Genomic DNA, 20878 nt, shown 5'->3' with positions numbered 1-20878 from the left:
ACTCAGGGCGCCTTGATTTCCCCCTTGGCGATACGGTCGGCGTCCGAACCGGCGGGCGGCGGGGGCAGCGCCTTGATATCGAAGAAATACATCGGCGTGGGCGCGCGGCCGAAGCCGATGCAGCCCTTGCTGCAATCGCGCAGGCCGCTGACGTTGGGCGCGCGGGGGGCGCCGTCGGCGGTCTTCCCGGCGCCCAGCGGGGCCACGCTGTCGAGCTTCTGTCGCGCGTTTTCGGGATTGTTGCCGCAGACCACGATCGCATCGCCGGCGCCCTTGTCGCAGCTTTCACGCCGCGTGGGCGTGAGCAACGATTGGGCTACGTCCGCGGGCGATCGCGATGCCTCGGGACTGTCACCATTGGCCGGTAGCTGCCACTTGCCCGCGTCCTGCGCCCGCGCCGGGCCGGCAAACACCGCCGCTACGGCAACAAGGAATGCCACAAGCCAGGGCCGCACCCTCGACAAACTGGGTGCGGTCAGTCTAGGGCACGCATACGTCTGCATACCCAAGTATGCACGTCGCCAGCCAACGGAGTCAACGTGACCGACACCACCACCAAGCCCGCCGCCTCGCAGGTCCTCGACCGTGTCCTCGTCCTCGAGATGGTCCGCGTGACCGAAGCGGCCGCGATCGGCGCATCGAAGCTGATCGGCCGTGGCGACGAGAAGGCGGCTGACGCTGCCGCCGTCGAAGCGATGCGCGCGGCGTTCAACGAACTGTGGATGGACGGCACCGTGGTGATCGGCGAGGGCGAGCGCGACGAAGCGCCGATGCTCTACATCGGCGAGAAGGTCGGCGCGGCACCGGGCACCGGGCCGAAGATCGACATCGCGCTCGATCCGCTGGAAGGCACCACCATCACCGCCAAGGCCGGCCCCAATGCGCTGGCCGTGCTGGCGGTGGCCGAAGAAGGCGGCCTGCTCAACGCGCCCGACGTCTACATGGACAAGCTGGCCGTCGGCCCGGGCTATCCCGACGGCATCATCAGCCTCGACAAGTCGCCAACCGAGAACGTCAAGGCCGTGGCCGCGGCCAAGGGCGTCGAACCGCACGAGATCATCGTCTGCGTGCTCGACCGTCCGCGCCATGCCGACCTGATCGCCGAGCTGCGCGGGATCGGCTGCGGCGTGGTGCTGATCGGCGACGGCGACGTGGCCGGCGTGATCGCGGTGACCAACGAGGAAACCACCATCGACCTGTACATGGGTTCGGGCGGCGCCCCCGAAGGCGTGCTGGCCGCGGCCGCGCTGCGCTGCGTGGGTGGGCAGTTCAACGGCCGCCTGCTGTTCCGCAACGACGACGAGCGCGCCCGCGCCGCCAAGTGGGGCATCACCGACCTCAACAAGATCTACACCCGCGACGAACTGGCCAAGGGCGACTGCATCTTTGCCGCCACCGGCGTGACCGACGGTTCGCTGCTGAAGGGCGTGAAGGTCCACAAGAACGGCGTGATGACCACCGAGAGCGTGGTGATGCGCGCCAGCTCGGGCACGGTGCGCTGGGTCAAGGGCGAACACCGCAAGCCGCGCTGATCTATCGCTTCGCTCTTGCCTCCCCTGCCCCGACAGGTAACCCTGTCGGGCAGAGGGAGAGAAGAGACATGAAGGGCGAAGCCGAATTCGAAGCCGCGCTGGCCGCGGCGAACCTGCCCGGCGCAGTCGCGCTGATCACCGACAGCAAGGACACGCGCTACTTGCGCGCCTTCGGCATGGCCGACGCCGTGGCCGGGGTGCCCATGCGCGAGGATTCGCTGTTCCAGATCGCATCGATGACCAAGGCGCTGACCAGCGCGGCGGTGCTGCAGCTGGTAGAGCGTGGCAAGCTCGATCTCGATGCGCCGGTGGGCGCGATCCTGCCTGAACTGGCCGATCCGCAAGTGCTCGACGGCTTCGATGAAGCGGGCGCGCCGATCCTGCGGCCCGCAAAATCGCCGGTGACGCTGCGCCACCTGCTGATGCACACGTCGGGCTGCGGCTACACCTTCATGAACGCCGACCTGCTGCGGCATGCCATGGCGACCGGGAACATGGCGCCCGGCACCCGCAAGAGCCTGGACCAGCCGCTGGCATTCGATCCGGGTACGCGCTGGGAATACGGCACCGGCATCGATTGGGCGGGACTTGCGGTCGAGGCCGTGACCGGGATGCGCCTTGGCGAATGGTTCGAACGGGAGCTGACCGGGCCGCTCGGCATGACGCAGACCCGCTTCCGCGACAGCTGGTCAGCCGACGACGCGCAGATCCACGTCCGCAGCGAATCGGGCGAGCTGACCACGCAGGCGATGGTCCTGGGCGCCGGCGAATACCACAACGGCGGGGGCGGGCTTTCGTCCACCGCGAGCGATTATGCGCGCTTCCTGCGCATGGTGCTGCGTGGCGGCGAACTGGACGGCGTGCGCGTGCTTTCGCCAGAATCGGCGCAGGCGGCGCGGACCGATGCGCTGGCGCCGCATCTTTCGGCGGGGGAAATGGCCACCGCGATGCCCGGCTTTGCCACCGCGTTCGATCCGTTGCCCGGCCAGCGCGGCGGCTGGACGATCGGCGGCTTCCTGGTCAACACCGAGACCGGCCCTGCCGGCCGATCCCCGGGCAGCCTGCACTGGGCGGGCATCTTCAACTGCTATTACTGGATCGACCCCGATCGCGATCTGGCCGGCGTTATCCTGACTCAGATGTCGCCCTTTGCCGAACCGGGCGCGCTGGACGCCTTTGCCGCGCTTGAGCGAATGGCCTGCGCCAACGCCTGAACGCGCGGCGAGTTAGCCGACCGCAAGCGCGAGCGGCACCGCGGGCGATGCGTCCTCCAGCGCAGAGTTGCGGCGGTGCTGCCCGGGCCGGGCGAGGACGGCGGGCCGCGATTCGGGGTCACGGGTGCGGAAGCTGGAGACGAGTGAGGACAGGCGTTCGGCTTCCGCCGAAAGGCTGCGCGTGGCGGCCGATGACTGTTCGACCATTGCAGCGTTTTGCTGGGTCATGCGGTCCATTTCGCCGACCGCGCCGTTCACGTGGGCGAGATTGGTGGCCTGCTCGTGCGCGGCCGAGGCAATGTCGCCGATCAGCGCGTTGATTTCGGTCACCCGGCCGACGATCGCTTCGAGCTTCGATCCGGTATCGCCGACAAGCGCGACGCCCTGCGCCACCTGATCGGCGCTGGTGGTGATCAGCGCCTTGATATCCTGTGCCGCATCGGCCGAGCGCTGGGCCAGCGCGCGCACTTCGTTGGCGACCACGGCAAAGCCCTTCCCGGCATCCCCGGCGCGGGCCGCTTCGACACCCGCATTGAGCGCCAGAAGATTGGTCTGGAAGGCGATGCCATCGATCACCGCGATGATCGTGCCGATTTCGCGGGCGGAGTTCTCGATCGCGGCCATGGCGGCAATGGCGCGCTGCACCACCTCGCCGCCTTCGCTCGCCTCGCGGTGGGCCTCGCTCATCGACGCCTGCAGCGCACCGGCGCCGGCAGCGGTTTCGCGCACGCTGGAGGTAATGGCGTCCATCGAATGCGCGGTATCGGCAAGGCGCGCGGCCTGCTGTTCGTTGCGCTGGGCAAGGTCTTCCGAGGCAGCGCGGATTTCGCCGATCGCGCTCGACACGCTGGTCGAGCCGACGCGGACTGAACGCATGGCTTCGGCGAGCGCGGCAACCGCGGCGTTGTAATCCAGCCGGATCGCGTCGTAGCCATCGGGCAGCGGCTCGGTCAGGCGGAATTCGAGATCCTTGCGCGCCAGATGCTCGAGCCCCGCCGTCAGGTGCGCGACGAGCGCTTCCTGCGCTTCCGACGCGCGCTGGCGGGCAAGGCCGTTTTCGCGGAACACGTCGATCGCCTGGGCCATCATGCCGATTTCGTCGTTGCGGGTGATCCCTTCGATCGGGCGGTCGTAATCCCCGTGCGCCATCGCGGTCATCACGTCGGCGGTTTCGACCAGCGGAGCGACGACGCGATGCTGGACCTGGCGCGCCGCCCAGAGCAGCACGGCCACCAGTCCGGCCGCAAGCAGGGCGAGGAAGCCGAGCGCGAGGCTGATCCGCACGTTGTCCCCATGCGCCATCTTCGCCTTGTAGTCGGCCGAAAGCTTGACCAGGGCCTGCACCTCTGCGTGCTGGCGCTGGTAAGCGGGGCCGAGTTCGTCGTGGAAGGCACGCGCCGCGCGGACCTGGTCTCCAGCATCGACCGCGGGAAGAAAATCGTTATCGACCGCCGCCCAGAACTTCTCCGCCGTCGCAATGGTGCGATCCATCGAGGGCCGCATCTCCGGCGGCAGGGGCGCTTCGCTCCAATAATTCTGGCGTTGCAGGAATTCGGCGTGTTCTTCCACCAGTTCCTGCTTCTGCGCGGGTGCGACCGAAGGATCGTTCACGATCAGCGCGGCGTGGAGATAGGATTCGACCACGAAGGCGGGTGGGGGGAGGATATCCGCCACCAGTTCGTCCTGAAGCGACACGCGCGCGGTGATCGGGCCACCCTGGCGGATGAACCACACCACGCCGGTGCTGACCAGAATCGCCACGAGCATCGCGGCGACAAGCGCCCGGGCACCGTTGCGGGCGAGACGGCTGATCATGCGAAAAACTCCAGTCGGTCCGATGGAACCTGCCGTTCTGCCTAGGGAGGGCGGGTGAAAAAGCCTCCTTTGCCAAGACAGGGGATTCTGCGGAGTTCGGATCGCGGGGCCGCGCACGAAAAACCCCGCCGGATCGCTCCGGCGGGGCCTTTCACGTTCAGTCGGACAAGCCGTTTCAGGCTTCGTCGTCACCCTGGATCAGGTAGTCGCCGGCGTCCGCGTCGGTGCCGTGGGTTTCACCCTCGATCACCGCCAGCGGATCGTCGCCGATCGCCGCTTCCGGGCCCTGCGCCAGTTCGGCGGCATGCTCTTCAGCAGCCGTGGCCGGTGCGATGAGCGATTCCTGCAGCTTGCGATAGGACGCGCGGAGCGCGGCATCGCGGCTGGTGGCGGCAACGCGCATCCGGTTCATGCCCGCGCCGGTGCCGGCGGGGATGAGACGGCCGACGATGACGTTCTCCTTGAGACCGATCAGTGAGTCCTTCTTGCCTTCCACGGCCGCCTGCGTGAGCACGCGGGTGGTTTCCTGGAACGACGCGGCCGAGATGAACGAACGCGTCTGCAGGCTGGCCTTGGTGATGCCGAGCAGCACCGGCTTGCCTTCGGCCGGGCGCAGGCCCGCTTCCAGCTTGCCGTTGATCTCGTTCATCTCCTCGACGTCGACCTGTTCGCCCGGCAGCAGGGTGGTGTCGCCACCGTCGGTGATCTCGACCTTCTGCAGCATCTGGCGAACGATCACCTCGATGTGCTTGTCGTTGATCTTCACGCCCTGCAAGCGGTAGACTTCCTGGATTTCCGCGACGAGGTACTCGGCCAGGGCTTCGACGCCCATGACTTCGAGAATGTCGTGCGGGTTGGGCGAACCCGAGATCAGGTTGTCGCCCTTCTTGACCCAGTCACCTTCCTGGACGTCGATCACCTTCGACTTCGGGATCAGGTACTCGACCGGTTCACCCTCTTCCGGGATGATCGCGATCTTGCGCTTGGCCTTGTAGTCGCGGACGAATTCGATGCGGCCCGAGATCTTCGCGATGATCGCGTTGTCCTTCGGGATGCGCGCTTCGAACAGTTCGGCAACGCGCGGCAGACCACCGGTGATGTCACGCGTCTTGGCAGCTTCGCGGCTGGCACGCGCCAGCACGTCGCCCGCCTTCACTTCCTGTCCGTCCTCGACCGAGAGGGTCGTGCCCGGCGCCATCATGTAGCGCGCGGCCTCGCCCGAGTTCTCGTCGAGCAGGGTCAGGCGCGGACGCAGGTCTTCCTTCTTGGCGCGGCCACCTGCGCGGTTTTCGGTCACCACACGCTGGGCGATACCGGTCGCATCGTCGACCTGTTCGGTGAGCGTGCGCCCGTCGATCAGGTCCTGATAGCGGACGATACCCGGCTTTTCGGTGATCACCGGCAGGGTGAACGGGTCCCATTCGGCCAGGCGATCGCCCTGCGCGATGGTGGCGCCGTTTTCGTGCAGCAGGTGGGTACCGTAAGGCACGCGGTGCATGGCGCGTTCGCGGCCCTCGGTATCGATCACCGCGATCTCGCCATTGCGGGCAAGCGACAGGCGACGGCCGCGGCTGTCGATGATCGTCGGGATGTCGCGGTATTCGACGGTACCGTCGCAGATCGCTTCGAGGTTCGACTGCTCGTTGACCTGCGCCGCGCCACCGATGTGGAACGTACGCATGGTCAACTGCGTGCCGGGCTCGCCGATCGACTGGGCGGCGATGACGCCGACCGCTTCACCGATGTTCACCGGCGTACCGCGCGCGAGGTCGCGGCCGTAGCAGGTGCCGCAAACGCCCTGCTGGGCTTCGCAGATCAGTGGCGAGCGGATACGCGCCGACTGGACGCCGGCCGCTTCGATACGGACGATGGCGGCCTCATCGAGCAGCGTGCCCTTGGGGCAGATCACCACGCCGGTCTTCGCCTCGATCAGGTCTTCTGCCAGCGTACGGCCGAGGATGCGCTCGCCGAGCGAGGCGATCGTCGAACCGCCCTGCACGATCGCGCGCATTTCCAGCGCTCGCTCGGTACCGCAGTCGTCGATGGTGACGACGCAGTCCTGCGACACGTCGACCAGACGGCGGGTCAGGTAACCCGAGTTCGCCGTCTTGAGCGCGGTGTCAGCGAGGCCCTTGCGGGCGCCGTGGGTCGAGTTGAAGTATTCAAGGACGGTCAGGCCTTCCTTGAAGTTCGAGATGATCGGCGTTTCGATGATCTCGCCCGACGGCTTGGCCATGAGGCCGCGCATGCCGGCAAGCTGCTTCATCTGGGTCGGCGAACCACGCGCGCCCGAGTGGCTCATCATGTAGATCGAGTTGATCGGCTTCTGACGGCCCGTTTCGGGGTCGACGGGCGAGGCCTTGATCTCGTCCATCATGGCCGCGGCCACCTGGTCGCCACAGCGACTCCAGGCGTCGATGACCTTGTTGTACTTTTCCTGCTGGGTGATCAGGCCGTCCTGGTACTGCTGTTCGTAGTCGGCAACCAGTTCCTTGGTTTCGTTGACCAGCGCATCCTTGCTGTCGGGGATGATCATGTCGTCCTTGCCGAACGAGATGCCCGCCTTGAACGCGTTGCGGAAGCCCAGCGCCATGATCGCGTCGGCGAACAGCACCGTGTCCTTCTGGCCGGTGTGACGGTAGACCTGGTCGATGACGTCGCCGATTTCCTTCTTGGTCAGAACCTTGTTCACGACCTCGAAGGGAACCTTGTGGCTCTTGGGCAGGCACTCGCCGATCAGCATGCGGCCCGGCGTGGTCTCGAAGCGCTTGAGGTACTGCTGACCGTTCTCGTCGGTCTGCGGCACGCGAGCGACGATCTTCGAGTGCATGGTCACCGCCCCGGCGTGGAGCGCCTGGTGCACTTCGGCCATGTCGGCCAGCATCATGCCTTCGCCCGGCTCGCCCGAACGATCGAGCGAGAGGTAGTACAGGCCCAGCACCATGTCCTGCGAAGGCACGATGATCGGCTTGCCGTTGGCGGGCGAGAGGATGTTGTTCGTCGACATCATCAGCACGCGCGCTTCGAGCTGGGCTTCCAGCGAAAGCGGCACGTGGACGGCCATCTGGTCACCGTCGAAGTCGGCGTTGAACGCCGAGCAGACGAGCGGGTGCAGCTGGATCGCCTTGCCTTCGATCAGGACGGGCTCGAACGCCTGGATGCCGAGACGGTGCAGCGTGGGCGCACGGTTCAGCATGACCGGGTGTTCGCGGATCACCTCGTCAAGGATGTCCCAGACTTCCTTGCGCTCCTTTTCGACCCACTTCTTGGCCTGCTTCAGGGTCATCGACAGACCCTTGGCATCGAGACGGGCGTAGATGAACGGCTTGAACAGTTCGAGCGCCATCTTCTTGGGCAGGCCGCACTGGTGCAGCTTGAGTTCGGGGCCGGTCACGATGACCGAACGGCCCGAATAGTCGACGCGCTTGCCGAGCAGGTTCTGGCGGAAGCGGCCCTGCTTGCCCTTGAGCATGTCGGACAGCGACTTCAGCGGACGCTTGTTGGCGCCGGTGATGACGCGGCCGCGGCGGCCGTTGTCGAACAGCGCGTCAACGGCTTCCTGCAGCATGCGCTTTTCGTTGCGGACGATGATGTCCGGCGCGCGCAGCTCGATCAGGCGCTTGAGGCGGTTGTTGCGGTTGATGACGCGGCGATAGAGGTCGTTGAGGTCCGAGGTCGCGAAGCGGCCACCATCGAGCGGCACCAGCGGGCGCAGTTCGGGCGGGATGACCGGCACGACGTCGAGGATCATCCATTCCGGACGATTGCCCGAATCGATGAACGATTCGACGACCTTGAGGCGCTTGATGATCTTCTTGGGCTTCAGCTCGCTCTTGGTGGTGGCGAGCTCCTCCATCAGGTCCTTGCGTTCCTGTTCGAGGTCGAGATCGATCAGCATCTGCTTGACCGCTTCGGCGCCGATGCCGGCGCTGAACGCGTCTTCGCCGTATTCGTCCTGCGCGTCGAGCAGTTCGTCCTCGGTCAGCAGCTGGTAGCGTTCAAGCGGGGTGATGCCCGGCTCGATGACCACGTAGCTTTCGAAGTAGAGGATGCGCTCAAGCTGCTTGAGCTGCATGTCGAGCAGCAGGCCGATGCGCGAAGGCAGCGACTTGAGGAACCAGATGTGCGCGACCGGCGCGGCCAGCTCGATGTGGCCCATGCGCTCGCGGCGCACCTTGGTGACGGTGACTTCGACGCCGCACTTTTCGCAGACGACGCCCTTGTACTTCATGCGCTTGTACTTGCCGCACAGGCATTCGTAGTCCTTCACCGGACCGAAGATGCGCGCGCAGAACAGGCCGTCACGCTCGGGCTTGAACGTGCGGTAGTTGATGGTTTCCGGCTTCTTGATCTCGCCGAAGGACCAGCTGCGGATGCGCTCGGGGCTCGCCAGACCGATCTGGATCTGGTCGAAGGTCTCGGGCTTGGCGAGCTGGTTGGTGAACTTGGTAAGGTCGTTCATTTTTGCCGTTCCCTTGCCTCATTCCGAGGCTCTGGACGTGAAATCTTTGATTGCGGCGGGACGGGCGGCCCGCGAAGGAGCCGCCCGGACCGGTTACTCCGCAGCCTGCGCCAGGCCGTCGTCGTCCTCGTCGTCGAGCGACGAGAGTTCGACGTTGAGGCCCAGCGAGCGCATTTCCTTGACGAGCACGTTGAAGCTTTCGGGAATGCCGGCCTCGAAGGTGTCGTCGCCCTTGACGATCGCTTCGTAGACCTTGGTGCGGCCGACCACGTCGTCCGACTTCACCGTCAGCATTTCCTGCAGCGTGTACGCAGCACCGTAAGCCTGCAGCGCCCAGACCTCCATTTCGCCGAAGCGCTGGCCGCCGAACTGCGCCTTGCCGCCCAGCGGCTGCTGGGTGACGAGCGAGTACGGCCCGATCGAACGCGCGTGGATCTTGTCGTCGACCAGGTGGTGCAGCTTGAGCACGTACTTCATGCCCACGGTCACCTTGCGGTCGAAGCGGTCACCGGTGCGCCCGTCGAACAGGTCGACCTGGCCCGATTCATCGAGCCCGGCGAGACGCAGCATGTCGGTCACGTCCTTTTCCACCGCGCCGTCGAACACCGGCGAGCCCATCGGCACGCCTGCGCGGACGGACTGCGCGAATTCGACGATCTGGTCATCGCTGCGGGCCGCGATCTCGTCGGCGTAGTTGTCGCCGTAGATCTCGGTCAGCAGTTCGCGCACGGCTTCGGGCGGCTGGCCGGCTTCGGGGTTCGGGTTCGCGGCGCGCCAGGCGTCGAGCGCCTCGCCCACCCGCTTGCCCAGGCCACGAGCAGCCCAGCCGAGGTGCGTTTCGAAGATCTGCCCGACGTTCATGCGCGAAGGCACGCCCAGCGGGTTGAGCACGAAGTCGACCGGCGTGCCGTCCTCGAGGAACGGCATGTCTTCCTGCGGCAGGATGCGGCTGATGATGCCCTTGTTGCCGTGGCGGCCGGCCATCTTGTCGCCCGGCTGCAGCTTGCGCTTCACCGCGACGAAGACCTTGACCATCTTGAGCACGCCCGGAGCGAGGTCGTCGCCGCGCTCGAGCTTCTCCTTGCGATCTTCGAACTTCTCCTGGATCGCCTTGACGGTCTCGTCGTACTGGGCCTTCACCGCTTCGAGCTGGGCCTGACGGGCATCGTCCGCCACCGCGAACTTCCACCATTCGTGACGCTCGACATCGCCGAGCACCTGCTCGTCGATCTCGGTGCCCTTCTTGATGCCCTTGGGCGCGGCCGTGGCGACCTGGCCCAGCAGCATTTCGCGCAGGCGGTTGAAGGTGGCGCGGTTGAGGATCGCGCGCTCGTCCTCGCGGTCCTTGGCGAGGCGTTCGATTTCCTCGTTCTGGATCGCGCGGGTACGGTCGTCGATCTCGATGCCGTGACGGTTGAAGACGCGAACGTCGACGATCGTGCCCGAAACGCCCGGCGGCAGGCGGAGCGAGGTGTCGCGCACGTCGCTGGCCTTTTCGCCGAAGATCGCGCGCAGCAGCTTTTCTTCCGGCGTCATCGGCGATTCACCCTTCGGGGTGATCTTGCCGACGAGGATGTCACCGGGGTGCACTTCGGCGCCGATGTAGACGATGCCCGCTTCGTCGAGGTTGCGGAGGGCTTCCTCGCCGACGTTCGGGATGTCGCGGGTGATGTCCTCGGGCCCGAGCTTGGTGTCGCGGGCCATGACCTCGAACTCGTCGATGTGGATCGAGGTGAAGACGTCTTCCTTCACGATCCGTTCGGAGATCAGGATCGAGTCCTCGTAGTTGTAGCCGTTCCACGGCATGAACGCGACGAGGACGTTGCGGCCGAGCGCCAGCTCGCCGAATTCGGTCGAAGGACCGTCGGCCAGGATGTCACCCTTTTCGACCAGATCGCCCACCTTCACCAGCGGACGCTGGTTGATGCAGGTCGACTGGTTCGAACGCTCGAACTTCTGCAGGCGGTAGATGTCGACGCCCGACTTGCCGGCTTCGATATCGCCGCTGGCGCGGATCACGATACGCGTGGCGTCGACCTGGTCGACCACGCCCGCGCGCAGCGCCGCGATCGCCGCGCCCGAATCGCGCGCGACGGTTTCTTCCATGCCGGTGCCGACGAACGGGGCGTCCGCCTTGAGCAGCGGAACGGCCTGGCGCTGCATGTTCGAGCCCATCAGCGCGCGGTTGGCGTCGTCGTTTTCCAGGAACGGAATGAGCGAGGCGGCCACCGAGACGAGCTGCTTGGGCGAAACGTCCATCAGCGTGATCTGGTCGCGCGGGCTCATCACGAATTCGCCGTTCTGGCGCGCCGAGACGAGTTCCTCGACGAACGAGCCGTCAGCCGTCAGCTCGGCCGAAGCCTGCGCCACGGTGTGCTTCTGCTCTTCCATCGCCGACAGGTAGATGACGTCCTTGGTCACCTTGCCATCGACCACCTTGCGGTACGGGGTTTCGATGAAGCCGTACTTGTTGACGCGGGCGAAGGTCGACAGCGAGTTGATCAGACCGATGTTCGGGCCTTCCGGCGTTTCGATCGGGCAGATGCGGCCATAGTGCGTCGGGTGCACGTCGCGCACTTCGAAGCCGGCGCGCTCGCGGGTGAGACCGCCCGGCCCGAGCGCCGAGACGCGACGCTTGTGCGTCACTTCCGACAGCGGGTTGGTCTGGTCCATGAACTGCGAGAGCTGCGAGGAGCCGAAGAATTCGCGCACCGCGGCGACCGCGGGCTTCGCGTTGATCAGGTCGTTCGGCATGACGGTCGACACGTCGACCGAGCTCATGCGCTCCTTCACCGCGCGTTCCATGCGCAGCAGGCCGACGCGGTACTGGTTTTCCAGCAGCTCGCCCACCGAACGCACGCGACGGTTGCCGAGGTTGTCGATGTCGTCGACTTCACCCTTGCCGTCCTTGAGGTTCACCAGCTCCTTGACCACGGCGAGGATGTCCTCGGTGCGCAGCGTGGTGACCGTGTCCGGGCAATCGAGGCCGAGACGCATGTTGAGCTTGACGCGGCCCACGGCCGACAGGTCGTAGCGGTCGCCATCGAAGAACAGGCCGTCGAACAGCGCTTCGGCGGTTTCGCGCGTCGGCGGCTCGCCGGGGCGCATCACGCGGTAGATGTCCGACAGCGCCTGGTCGCGATCCTCGGCCTTGTCGGCCTTCATCGTGTTGCGGATCCAGGGACCGGTGTTGACGTGGTCGATGTCGAGCAGTTCGAGCCGGTCGACGCCCGCCTTGTCGAGCAGGTCGAGGTTTTCCGGGCTGACTTCGTCGCCCGCCTCGATCCAGATGCGACCGGTCGATTCGTCGATCAGGTCCTTGGCCGAATAGCGGCCGAAGATTTCCTCGGTCGGGATCAGCAGCTCTTCAAGGCCATCCTTCGCGGCCTTGTTCGCGGCGCGCGGCGAGATCTTGGTGCCGGCCGGGAAGATCACTTCGCCCGACTTGCCATCGACGATGTCGAACTGCGGCTTCTGCCCGCGCCACTGGTCGAGCACGAAGGGCACCTTCCAGCCGCCTTCGCCACGCACCCAGGTGACCTTGTCGTAGAAATGGTCGAGGATCTGTTCGCCGTTGAGGCCGAGCGCATAGAGCAGCGCCGTGACCGGCAGCTTGCGCTTGCGGTCGATGCGGACGTTGACGATGTCCTTGGCGTCGAATTCGAAGTCGAGCCACGAACCGCGGTAGGGGATCACGCGGGCGGCGAAGAGGTACTTGCCCGACGAGTGGGTCTTGCCGCGGTCATGGTCGAACAGGACGCCCGGCGAACGGTGCATCTGGCTGACGATCACGCGCTCGGTGCCGTTGATGAAGAACGTCCCGTTCTCGGTCATGAGCGGGATGTCGCCCATGTAGACGTCCTGCTCCTTGATATCGATGAGCGACTTCGTCTCGGTCTCGGCATCGACCTCGAAGGTCGCGAGCTTGAGCGTCACCTTCATCGGCGCGGCGTACGTGATGCCGCGCTGGCGGCATTCGGTCACGTCGTACTTCGGCGCCTCGAGGACGTAGCCGTCCTTTTCCTTGATATCGAGCGAAGCAGTGCCGGCGAAGTCCTGGATCGGGAAAACCGAGCGCAGGGTCTTTTCCAGACCCGAGACATAGCCCGTCTCGGGGTCCGAACGCAGGAACTGCTCGTACGATTCGCGCTGCACCTCGATGAGGTTGGGCATCTGCACGACTTCGTGGATGTCACCGAAGATCTTGCGGATGCGGCGCTTTACGCCGGGGCGTGCGCTGGGGGCCTTGGTCGCCATGGGGAGAGGGTGCCTCTTCGCTTCTTGAATGCCGGAAAACCGGCGTAAATCCGTGCCAAACGCGGCGTTGGCGCCACCAAACGCAAAAGGGCCGCACGGCGGACGATCTCCCGTTCAGGAGGCCAGTGCCTTGCAGCCTTTCGCGTCAGATGGATGCCCGCCGCTTCCTTCCCTAGCCGTCCCCCGCGCATGGGACGGCCTTGCTCGAAGCGGCGAACCGTTGATGGCGATATAGGCGGCCCCTGTTGGAAAGTCAAAGGCGGCGGCAGCTTGGCTCCGGAAGCGCCGCTCCAGGCAAAATATCGAAATTCGATATTATTGATTGACGATATGTTCGACTCGCAATATTGAATATCGATATCAAGCATATCGGAGAACGTTAATGCCCCGCCTTCCCCATCCCATAACCCGACACGACCGCGAGACGGCGGGTCTGGTCATCGCCGCGCTACTGGCGCTGGCACTGTCGCTTCCCGCCATTGCCGTAGCGCCGCTGCCCGCAGCCGCTCCCCAAGCCCCCGAACTCGCCTGAACGCCCGAACCCGCCTGAACGAAGGACCCTGCCCCATGAAACTCCGCCCCAAGGACCCCCTGCTCGCCGCCGCTAGCGGCATTGCCCTGCTTGGACAGGGCCTTTCAGTGGTCGTCGCCGGCGCGACGCTGATCGCCGCCCCCGTGCTGTTCTTCCTGCGCGACCAGGTTCTGACCGCGCTGTCGAGCGAAGCGGGGCATGCGATGCCCGGTTCGACCGTCGTGGCAATCGCGCTGATCCTGCTGCTCGTCGCGGCGATGGCGATCTGCGCCTTCGTCTTCCTGCGCCATCTGCGGCGGATCATCGACAGCGTGGGCCACGGCGACCCCTTCGCGCCCGTCAACGCCCGCCGCCTTGCCGCGATGGCCTGGCTGACGCTGGCGATCGAGGGCCTGTCGATCCCGGTTGGCGGCATTGGCCAATGGCTTGCCGCGACGATCAAGGATGCGACTTCGGACTTCGGTATATCGGTCGGCGGCGTCCTGCTGGCGCTGATCCTGTTCATCCTTGCCCGCGTGTTCCGCGAAGGCGCCCGGATGCGCGACGATCTGGAAGGGACCGTGTGATGGCACCGCAGACCCCCACTCCGGAAGCGCCGACGCGGATCGTGGTGAAGCTGGATGACCTGCTCTACCAGCGCCGCATGACGATGACCGAGCTGGCCGAGCGCATCGACCTGACGCTCGCCAACCTTTCCATCCTCAAGACGGGCAAGGCCAAGGCCATCCGCTTCTCGACGCTCGAGGCGATCTGTCGCGAGCTAGACTGCCAGCCGGGTGATGTCCTCGGCTACCGCACGGAGGGTTGATGACCCCATATCATCAACCTGCGCGGCGCCTCAGAACCTGAACAGTAAATTAACCCTCGATTGACGGCCGATGAACAGAATCACTCTGTTCATCGGCATATTTATTCGGCTCAACTTTTGGCCGCGTAAAAAGGCTCGTTCCATCGCATTCTTGGGGAACGGTGCAGTTGTGCCACATATTTACTTGACATGACTAGCACCGCCAACCGTTCGTCTTGTGCCAGTGCGGCGATTGCAGCCGTTCTCGCGCTCGTTTCCACCCCGGCCCTGGCGCAGGACGCCACGGTCAGCAGCGATCCGCTCAGCAGCACCGCCACCGCGCCAAGCGCAGCGCCGGTGACCGTTTCGCCCATTCAGGCACCCGCCCAGACCGCGCCGCGGATCGTGATCCCCGAACCGGCCCAGGTGACGGCAACTACCGACGCTGCTCCTGCGACCGATGCTCCGGTCGTGCAGTCCAATCCGCAGGTAGCGACGACCGCCGCCTCGTCTTCGGCCGATAGCGCGTCCGAGACGGCCGCCGCGGCACCTGCCCCAACGCCGCGTGCCCGTACCGCTTTGACAACCCCGCGCACCAGCGCTGCCGTGACCGCGCCCGCCGTGGCTGCCCCAGTCGCAGCGCCGAACATGGCAAGTCCCGCAACGCCCGCATCGCCGCTGGCGGCATCCAACCAGCCCGCCGCCCCGCGTGCCGAAGCTTCGGCGCCGGCTCGTGCCGCCAGCACATCGTCGCGGACCGTCGACTGGGCGCTTCCGGTCGGACTGATCGCACTGCTCGGCGTGGGTGGTGCGGCGGTGGTCGCGGCGCGTCGTCGCCCGGTCTATGCGGAAGACGACAGCTATGAGACCAGCACCGTCGAGATGGTGCCGCCGCCTGCCCCTGCACGTCACGAGCCGATGATGGCGCGCGATGCATCCGACACGCTGGCTGCCGAACCCGCAATCCCGGCAGATGCGCCGGTCTACCGTCCGGCCATGGCGGCCACTACCGCGCCGATGCTCGATCCGGATGGGCCGGTTCCGCAGGGCGAGGAGCGCCGTGCCCTGATCGACCGGATGGTGGCGGCAGCGCCCGACGAGGCCAACCCGTTCAAGTCGCCCAAGGGCCGTGCCCGCCGCGCGCGCCTGATCCTGCAGGCGCAGGAAAACCGCTGGAATGCGGCGCACGGGACAGTGGAAGCGCCGGTGGCCGCAGAAACCCGGCCGGCGATGGCCGAACCCGCCTATGCCCGCACCGCGCCGGCTCGCAAGCCGCAGGCGGCCTTCCCCACCCGGCCGCTCCGTCCCGCCTACAGCTGATCGACCGGATAGGCGGCCGGATAGCTGGCCAGATAGCCTGATCGTCGCGCGACCCCCCTTCCCCTTGCGGGAGGGGGGTTGTTGCATATCAGGCCCCGCGCTTGACTCCGGCGGGCGATTGGGCCAATGGCGCGCCCCTGACCGGAGCGGCCGCAAGGCGCAGCGTCGGTCATCCGTCCGAGACCGTCGGTGCAGGTTTCCTGCTTAATTTCCGACCTAGGCGGGGAAAAGAGTTTCAAGGCCCGGTACGTTCCTGAAGGATCGTGTGGCCCCACGCGTCGCTTTGCGGCGCTTCTCCTTCCCTTGTCACGGACTCGCCGGTGGTCTTCGGGCCATCGACAAACGTAGCCGGCCGTCCGGGGTTCGCCCCGGCCGGTCACATGTGAAGGAGTAAGGCATGGATCGTTCGCAGAAAGCCGAATCGGTCGCATTCCTGAGCGGCGTCTTCAACGAGGCTGGTGCGGTGGTGATCACCCGCAACCTCGGCATGACGGTGGCCCAGTCCACCGACCTGCGCAACAAGATCCGCGAAGCGGGTGCGACCTACAAGGTTGCGAAGAACCGTCTTGCCAAGCTTGCCGTCGCAGGCACCGATTACGAAGGCATTGGTGATTTCTTCACCGGTCCGACCGCGATCGCTGCCTCGGTCGATCCCGTCGCCGCCGCCAAGGTGATCGTCGAGTTCGCCAAGACCACCGACAAGATCGAGATCGTCGGCGGTGCGATGGGTTCGCAGGTTCTCGACGAGAACGGCGTGAAGGCTCTTGCCTCGATGCCGTCGCTCGACGAACTGCGCGCCAAGCTCATCGGCCTCGTCCAGGCTCCGGCCACGAAGATCGCCCAGCTCGCGACCGCTCCGGCGGCCAAGCTGGCCCGCGTCTTCGGCGCCTACGCCAAGGAAGCCGCATAAGCGATCCCGGCAGGGCGGCGACGCCCTGCGCCAAGGATCGTGGCAAGCCAAACAGACTGTTCGATTTCCGGCCGGCGGCGCTGCCGCCGGGCGTCACACAATCAGGAGTGAATCATCATGGCCGATATCGCCAAGCTCGTTGAAGAACTTTCGAAGCTGACCGTCCTCGAAGCCGCCGACCTCGCCAAGGCTCTCGAAGAAGCCTGGGGCGTGAGCGCCGCTGCCGCTGTTGCGGTTGCTGCTCCGGCCGCTGGCGGCGCCGCTGCCGAAGCCGCTGAAGAAAAGACCGAATTCGACGTCATCCTGACCGGCGACGGCGGCAAGAAGATCCAGGTCATCAAGGAAGTCCGCGCGATCACCAACCTGGGCCTGACCGAAGCCAAGGCGCTGGTCGAAGGCGCTCCGAAGGCGATCAAGGAAGGCGTGTCGAAGGCTGAAGCCGAAGACATCAAGAAGAAGATCGAAGAAGCCGGCGGCACCGTCGAGCTCAAGTAATCTTCTTCGGCTTTATTGCCGAGAAAATGGAAAGGGCGGCCCCGCCGGGGTCGCCCTTTTCGTTTGCGCTCAATCGAGCTGCACCTGCCGAAGCGGCGGCAGCGCCCACTGGAACAGCGCCGCGCCAAGCAGGCTGACGCCGGCAGCAAAGGCGAAGGCACCACCGAAGCCGCCCGTCGCATCGACGATCGCGCCGGTGACCAAGGGCCCGATCACCCCCGACAGGCTGCCGATCGCATTCTGCCAGCCGATCCAGCTGCCCGCGAGCCGTTCGCCGGCGAAGATCTGCCCGATCGCATAGGCCATCGTCGGCCCCGGCCCCATGGCGATGCCGGTAAACACCAGCCAGCCGAGCAGCGCTCCCTGTCCCTGCGACAGCGCGATGCCCGCGATGCCGATGGCAAGGCCGACCTGCCCCGCCACGCTGAAGGCGCGGCGCACCTGATCCTCGCTGCGCCCGGCGCGCACCAGCGAGTCCGAGAAGTGCCCGGTGGCGAGCGAGGACAGCGCCTGCGCCCCGAAAGTCGCCGCAGCGAGCCAGGCCATCGTCGGGATCGGCAGGCCGCGCGTGCCCGTCAGGTACAGCGGCAGCCAGATCGAGACGAAGAAGAACGCATAGTTGGCGGTCACGTGGCAGGCGCCGGTGATCCACAGCGCCTTCTGTCGCAGCAGTGCGCCATAGGAAAAGGCGGCGGGCGGGACCGTACGGCTTTCCACCGGCAAGGCGCGCACGACAAAAGCCCAGGGCACCAGCCACAGCAAGGTGACCGCGCCGAACGCGACGAAGACCGCCTCCCACCCCATCCGCGCGAGGATGGCCCCGCCTGCCAGCGTGCCGACGGCCGGGCCCAGCGCGAGGCCCACCGCAACCACCGCGTTGGCGATGCCGCGCCGCTCAGCCGGCACATGGCGGGCGATGATCTTGGAAACGCAAGGGAAGACGAAGCTTTCGCCAAGGCCCAGCAGCAATCGCAAGACCACGAGCAGGGCAAGGCCGCGCACGAACCCGGTGAGCAGCGTGCTGAGCGACCACAGCGCCAGCGCGAAGGCCAGCGCGCGATAGACCGGCACGCGGTCGCTGATCCAGCCGACCAGCGGCTGCATCGCGCCATACGTCCAGAAGAAGGCCGACGCGGCAAGACCGAAGGTCGTCGCCGAAAGCCCCAGCTCCGCCTTCATCTTGGGTGCGGCGATGCCGATCGCGCCCCGGTCCACGAAGTTGAGCAGTACGGCGAGCGCCAGCAGCGCGACCAGCGCCTTCGTTACCCCGCGTTGGCCTTGCCTGCCTGTCACCGTCATGTCCATTGAACTCCCCGATCCGCCGGTTGTGGCAAGGAAGCGGCGCGACGGCAATCGGGCTCGGCAAGCCCTTGAAGTCCTTGCGCGATCGGCACCAGCGCCTATGCCCCGTGGGCATGATCGGGTTTCGCCGCATTTCGCACCACGCGCTGCGCGCACGCCTCGCCGCCCTGACCGGCGCGCTCGCGCTCGGCCTTGTGGCGGTGCTGTTTGCCCGCGCGGGCGAAGCGGCGCAGGCCCTGTTCGATGCAACGTTCGCCCATGCGCCCTATGCGACGCTCATCGTGACCCCGATCGCCTTTGCGCTCATCACCGGCGCCACGCGGCGCTGGTTTGCCGAGGCACGCGGTTCGGGCATCCCGCAGGTCATGGCGGCAGCATCGGGCCACGATCCCGATGCGCAGGCGCGGGGCCCGTTGCTTTCGCTGCGCAATGCGGTGGTCAAGATCGCCGGCACGCTCGGCATGCTGCTGGCAGGGGGCGCGGTCGGGCGCGAGGGGCCGACCGTGCAGGTGAGCGCGGCGATCATGGCCGCCTGCCACCGCTGGCTGCGCGTGCCTGCAACATCGGGCGTGATCATCGCGGGCGGTGCGGCGGGCGTGGCGGCGGCGTTCAACACGCCGCTGGCGGGGGTGGCCTTTGCCATCGAGGAACTGGCCGCCGCCTTCGAGCAGAAGCTTGCCCTCAACGTCATGCTCGCAGTGCTGGTGTCCGGCCTCGTCAGCCTGTCGCTGGCGGGGGACTACGTCTATTTCGGCGCCATGGCGCAGAGCCTGCCGATCGCCGCCGCGATCGGTGCCGCGCTGCTTGCCGGTGTCGCGGGCGGACTTGCCGGTGGCGCCTTTTCCAGGCTGCTTATCGCCTTTGCCGAAGCGCAGCACCCCGCGATCGCCGCGATCAAGCGGCGGCCCGTGCTGTTCGCCGCCGGGTGCGGGCTGGTGGTCGCCGCCGTGGGCGTTGCCTCGCACGGGCTGACCTGGGGCACCGGCTACGGCGCAACGCGCAAGCTGCTCGAGGGCGGCACGCAAAGCGGGTGGTTCGGCCCTGCGCGCTTCGTCGCGACAGTGGCGACGGCGGTCAGCGGCGCGCCCGGTGGCATCTTCGCCCCATCGCTGTCGGTCGGCGCAGGGCTCGGCCAGATGCTGACGCCACTGTTCCCGGGCGATTCCTCGGGCGCGATCGTGATGCTGGGGATGATCGCCTATTTTGCCGGGGTGACGCGCGCGCCGCTGACCGCCGTCATCATCGTGATGGAAATGACCGCCAACCGGGCGATGATCCTGCCGCTGTTCGGCGCGGCGATCGTCGCCGATGCGGTCAGCGCGTGGGTCTGCCCCGAAAAGCTGTACCACGCGCTGTCCCGTCCGTTCAGAACGCGAGGCTGAACGATCCCACCAGCCGCGCCTTGGCCTTGCGGCCGATGAAGGTGGCATCGGTATCGTGGTAGCGCACGGCGAGCGTCGCCCCCTTCATCACCGCATAGGAAACCCCCGCGTTCCAGGTGGTGTAGTTGAACGCGTCGCGGACATCCTGGTGGCCCACGGCGGCAGATGCGGTCAGCTTGTCGGTCAAGGGGTAGCTGGCGCCGAGTTCGGCATAGACCGCATGGTGGTGCGACCCGAAGTAATTGCCGGTGTAATAGCCCGCCGCCTTCAGCCCGAGCTTGCCGACGCTGGTCGAAAGCGCCGCCTTGGCTTCGAGCGTATCGATCTTCACCGGCGCATCGACATAGCCGTAGCGGACGAAGCCGATGTCGAGCTTGGCGGGACCGACGTTTGCGACATACCCGCCCCACAGGTCGTATTCCTGGCTGATCCCGGCAAAGCGCACGTTTTCGGTGCCAGCGCCGGCGTAGAGCCCCTTGTAGCCCAGCGAGACGGTGGCAAACACGGCAGGCTTCTGGTCCGACTGGCTCACCCCTCGCCACACGTAGTCGGTGGCCGCGCTGACCCCGAAACCGACCTTGAGATCGGACGGCGCTTCGGTGTGCACATTGGCGGCAGGCGCCTTGTCGACATAGGCGTGCTGGTCGGGCTTGGCATCTTCGGCGAACGCGCAAGCGGGGGCGACGCCCGCGGCAAGGGCCGCGGCGGCAAGCATGATTCTCATCTGGCAATCCTTCCCTGTTGTATGGGCGCGCGCGGGCCTTGTCCGTGGCGCGTCACCCGGATCGAATGGTGTTTTTCGTCTTTTTGCTGGATCAGGTCCCGGAGCGCCTCGGGAGAGGGTGCTGGCGCTGCGCTCCGGGAATTGGC

15 protein-coding genes are annotated in these 20878 nt (G+C 66.4%); 9 read left to right on the top strand and 6 right to left on the bottom strand.

The window, feature by feature from the left end:
* Positions 1-2: 2 nt before the first annotated feature.
* A complete protein-coding gene (locus tag HHL27_RS13640; protein ID WP_169493965.1) occupies positions 3-440 on the bottom strand; it encodes a hypothetical protein in 438 nt (145 codons plus the stop codon).
* Positions 441-539: 99 nt separating this feature from the next.
* On the opposite strand from HHL27_RS13640, the gene glpX reads away from it, so the two are divergent.
* Positions 540-1532 carry a class II fructose-bisphosphatase gene (gene glpX, locus HHL27_RS13635; RefSeq protein WP_169493964.1) on the top strand — a complete coding sequence of 331 codons (993 nt, stop codon included), beginning with the start codon at positions 540-542 and terminating at the stop codon, positions 1530-1532.
* A gap of 68 nt (positions 1533-1600) precedes the next feature.
* Positions 1601-2746, top strand: a complete 1146-nt coding sequence (locus tag HHL27_RS13630; RefSeq protein ID WP_169493963.1) for a serine hydrolase domain-containing protein — start codon at positions 1601-1603, stop codon at positions 2744-2746.
* 12 nt (positions 2747-2758) lie between these two features.
* Here the strand turns inward: HHL27_RS13630 and HHL27_RS13625 are convergent, their stop codons facing one another.
* The 3 genes from HHL27_RS13625 to rpoB all read right to left on the bottom strand — a co-directional run bounded on the left by HHL27_RS13625 (position 2759) and on the right by rpoB (position 13280).
* Positions 2759-4561: a methyl-accepting chemotaxis protein gene (locus tag HHL27_RS13625; RefSeq protein WP_169493962.1), complete on the bottom strand. Its 1803-nt coding sequence runs from the start codon at positions 4559-4561 to the stop codon at positions 2759-2761.
* A gap of 175 nt (positions 4562-4736) precedes the next feature.
* Positions 4737-9023 (bottom strand): DNA-directed RNA polymerase subunit beta', encoded by a 4287-nt coding sequence (gene rpoC, locus HHL27_RS13620; protein WP_169493961.1) that lies wholly within the window; start codon positions 9021-9023, stop codon positions 4737-4739.
* Between the two features lie 93 nt (positions 9024-9116).
* On the bottom strand, positions 9117-13280 hold the full coding sequence (gene rpoB, locus HHL27_RS13615; RefSeq protein ID WP_169493960.1) for a DNA-directed RNA polymerase subunit beta: 4164 nt from the start codon (positions 13278-13280) through the stop codon (positions 9117-9119).
* A 382-nt stretch (positions 13281-13662) separates the two neighbouring features.
* Between rpoB and HHL27_RS13610 the strand changes: the two genes are divergently transcribed.
* From HHL27_RS13610 to rplL, 6 genes are all read left to right on the top strand, one after another.
* Positions 13663-13812 carry a hypothetical protein gene (locus HHL27_RS13610; RefSeq protein WP_169493959.1) on the top strand — a complete coding sequence of 50 codons (150 nt, stop codon included), beginning with the start codon at positions 13663-13665 and terminating at the stop codon, positions 13810-13812.
* Between the two features lie 35 nt (positions 13813-13847).
* Positions 13848-14378, top strand: a complete 531-nt coding sequence (locus tag HHL27_RS13605; RefSeq protein ID WP_169493958.1) for a DUF2975 domain-containing protein — start codon at positions 13848-13850, stop codon at positions 14376-14378.
* Positions 14378-14620, top strand: coding sequence for a helix-turn-helix domain-containing protein (locus HHL27_RS13600; protein WP_169493957.1), 243 nt, complete (start codon positions 14378-14380; stop codon positions 14618-14620). The genes HHL27_RS13605 and HHL27_RS13600 overlap by 1 nt, the downstream gene beginning before the upstream one ends.
* A gap of 189 nt (positions 14621-14809) precedes the next feature.
* Positions 14810-15919, top strand: coding sequence for a hypothetical protein (locus tag HHL27_RS13595; protein WP_169493956.1), 1110 nt, complete (start codon positions 14810-14812; stop codon positions 15917-15919).
* A 397-nt stretch (positions 15920-16316) separates the two neighbouring features.
* A complete protein-coding gene (gene rplJ, locus HHL27_RS13590) occupies positions 16317-16829 on the top strand; it encodes a 50S ribosomal protein L10 (RefSeq protein WP_169493955.1) in 513 nt (170 codons plus the stop codon).
* Positions 16830-16946: 117 nt separating this feature from the next.
* Positions 16947-17324 (top strand): 50S ribosomal protein L7/L12, encoded by a 378-nt coding sequence (rplL, locus tag HHL27_RS13585; protein WP_169493954.1) that lies wholly within the window; start codon positions 16947-16949, stop codon positions 17322-17324.
* 69 nt (positions 17325-17393) lie between these two features.
* Here the strand turns inward: rplL and HHL27_RS13580 are convergent, their stop codons facing one another.
* Complete coding sequence (locus HHL27_RS13580) at positions 17394-18623, bottom strand: MFS transporter (RefSeq protein ID WP_169493953.1); 1230 nt, start codon at positions 18621-18623, stop codon at positions 17394-17396.
* Between the two features lie 116 nt (positions 18624-18739).
* On the opposite strand from HHL27_RS13580, the gene HHL27_RS13575 reads away from it, so the two are divergent.
* The gene (locus tag HHL27_RS13575) at positions 18740-20008 is read left to right on the top strand and encodes a chloride channel protein (RefSeq protein WP_169493952.1); all 1269 of its coding nucleotides are present in this window, start codon (positions 18740-18742) and stop codon (positions 20006-20008) included.
* Here the strand turns inward: HHL27_RS13575 and HHL27_RS13570 are convergent.
* Positions 19992-20732: a TorF family putative porin gene (locus tag HHL27_RS13570; protein WP_169493951.1), complete on the bottom strand. Its 741-nt coding sequence runs from the start codon at positions 20730-20732 to the stop codon at positions 19992-19994. The genes HHL27_RS13575 and HHL27_RS13570 overlap by 17 nt on opposite strands.
* Between the last annotated feature and the right edge of the window lie 146 nt (positions 20733-20878).

Source organism: Novosphingobium olei (assembly GCF_012927405.1).
GTDB lineage: Bacteria > Pseudomonadota > Alphaproteobacteria > Sphingomonadales > Sphingomonadaceae > Novosphingobium > Novosphingobium olei.
This window is presented reverse-complemented; position numbering and strand designations above follow the sequence as displayed.

Excerpts from the sequence above, each read along its gene's own strand:
- HHL27_RS13630 (WP_169493963.1), top strand. The coding sequence starts at position 1,601 with ATGAAGGGCGAAGCCGAATTCGAAGCCGCGCTGGCCGCGGCGAACCTG.
- HHL27_RS13625 (WP_169493962.1), bottom strand. The coding sequence starts at position 4,561 with ATGATCAGCCGTCTCGCCCGCAACGGTGCCCGGGCGCTTGTCGCCGCG.
- rpoC (WP_169493961.1), bottom strand. The coding sequence starts at position 9,023 with ATGAACGACCTTACCAAGTTCACCAACCAGCTCGCCAAGCCCGAGACC.
- rpoB (WP_169493960.1), bottom strand. The coding sequence starts at position 13,280 with ATGGCGACCAAGGCCCCCAGCGCACGCCCCGGCGTAAAGCGCCGCATC.
- HHL27_RS13610 (WP_169493959.1), top strand. The coding sequence starts at position 13,663 with ATGCCCCGCCTTCCCCATCCCATAACCCGACACGACCGCGAGACGGCG.
- HHL27_RS13605 (WP_169493958.1), top strand. The coding sequence starts at position 13,848 with ATGAAACTCCGCCCCAAGGACCCCCTGCTCGCCGCCGCTAGCGGCATT.
- HHL27_RS13600 (WP_169493957.1), top strand. The coding sequence starts at position 14,378 with ATGGCACCGCAGACCCCCACTCCGGAAGCGCCGACGCGGATCGTGGTG.
- HHL27_RS13595 (WP_169493956.1), top strand. The coding sequence starts at position 14,810 with ATGACTAGCACCGCCAACCGTTCGTCTTGTGCCAGTGCGGCGATTGCA.
- rplJ (WP_169493955.1), top strand. The coding sequence starts at position 16,317 with ATGGATCGTTCGCAGAAAGCCGAATCGGTCGCATTCCTGAGCGGCGTC.
- rplL (WP_169493954.1), top strand. The coding sequence starts at position 16,947 with ATGGCCGATATCGCCAAGCTCGTTGAAGAACTTTCGAAGCTGACCGTC.
- HHL27_RS13580 (WP_169493953.1), bottom strand. The coding sequence starts at position 18,623 with ATGACGGTGACAGGCAGGCAAGGCCAACGCGGGGTAACGAAGGCGCTG.
- HHL27_RS13575 (WP_169493952.1), top strand. The coding sequence starts at position 18,740 with ATGATCGGGTTTCGCCGCATTTCGCACCACGCGCTGCGCGCACGCCTC.
- HHL27_RS13570 (WP_169493951.1), bottom strand. The coding sequence starts at position 20,732 with ATGAGAATCATGCTTGCCGCCGCGGCCCTTGCCGCGGGCGTCGCCCCC.